General features: G+C 77.2%; 1 pseudogene. It reads left to right on the forward strand.

The window, feature by feature from the left end:
* Positions 1-290 precede the first annotated feature (290 nt).
* Positions 291-1,241, forward strand: a pseudogene (locus tag GCU69_RS05080) (FHA domain-containing protein); the annotation flags it as partial.
* Positions 1,242-1,436: the final 195 nt, after the last annotated feature.

Consider the following 1,436-nt stretch of genomic DNA (forward strand, 5'->3'; position numbering starts at 1 on the left):
GCCCGTACACGCCGCGTTCCGTCGGCCGTCCAGGCGACACGGGAGATCCGGAATGCCGCTCCTGGCCCGCGAGCAGGCTGTTTTTGGCCGATGACCGATCATTCAAGATCACTTCCTGCTGGTGGCGGGACAGAATGTCGGCGGCGGGTGCGAGGATGCACCCAGCACGGAGGGCGGCAGCGGGGGTTCCGTACTCCGTGGTGACCTGTACGAGCCGAGCGCCCGTGCACGGCCGGGGGAAGCGGATGGGCCCCCGACGCGGCACCGGGCGGAAGGGACCGCTGACGGCGATGCAAGTCCGCTTGACCGTCCTGGGGCCGCGCGGCGGCCAAGCCCTGCGTTCCTGCGACGTGCTCGTCACGGCCCCTGCCGGCACCGCGCTCGCCGCGGTCGCGGGCGGGCTCGCGGCCGCCGTGGCCGCCGCCCCGGAGACCGGCGACACCGGCCCGCGGGACGGCGAGGGCACCGGCCCGGCGCACCCGTCCGCCTCCGGACCGGGCGCCCCGGGTCCCTCCGCCTCCTCCCCGGGTACGTCCGCCTCCTGCTCGGTTTCCTCGGGTTCCTCAGGTACCTCTTCTTCGGGGGCCTCGGGGTCCTCTTCTTCGGGGGCCTCGGGGGCCTCGGGGTCCTCCGGTTCCTCCGGCCCTGCCGTGTTCTACGCCGGAGCCGAGCGGCTCGACGCCCGGCGCTGCGCGCTGGGCGAGCCGCCGCTCGTGGACGGCGCCGTCCTGTCGCTGAACGCCCCGGTCGAGCCCGGCAGCCACCCCGGAGTCGCGCAGGAACCGGCCTCGGACGCCGCCGCCCGGCTCCATGTCGCCGCGGGCCCCGACGCGGGCGGGGTCCACCTGCTGCACGGCGGCCGGGTCCGTATCGGCCGCTCGGCCGACGCCGACGTCCCGCTCGACGACCCCGACGTCTCCCGGCTGCACTGCGCGGTGACCGTCGCGGACGACGGTGCGGTGACCGTCGCCGATCTCGGCTCGACCAACGGCACCGCGCTGGACGGCGCCCCGGTCGACGCGCGGCCCCGGCCCTTCGGCCCCGGCGCCCAGCTCCGCATCGGGGAATCCGTGCTCCGGCTGGAGTCCGCCCCGCCCGCCGCACGTGACGAGGGGCCGCTCGCGCGGCCGCCGGTCTTTCCCGGCTCGCTCCCGACGGCGCCCGACGGGGAGGGACATCTGCGGATACTGCGCCGTCCCCCGGGTCCGGCGGCGACCGGCGGCGCGGCCTCGGACCCCGGCGTTCCGCACCCGGGCACCTCACGCTCCGGCACGCCGTACCCGGACAGCCCGCACCCCGGCACCCCGTGCCCGGACTCCTCGCAATCCGGGCCCGCGCAATCCGGTCTCTCGCATCCCGGTCTCTCGCACCACCCCGGCAGCTCGCCGCTCGCCGCCGGAAGCGGTTCCTCCGCGTCCGGCGGCCCGTCCGGCGGC

The sequence above is a fragment of the Streptomyces lycii genome, from assembly GCF_009735685.1.
In the GTDB taxonomy this organism is placed as follows: domain Bacteria; phylum Actinomycetota; class Actinomycetes; order Streptomycetales; family Streptomycetaceae; genus Streptomyces; species Streptomyces lycii.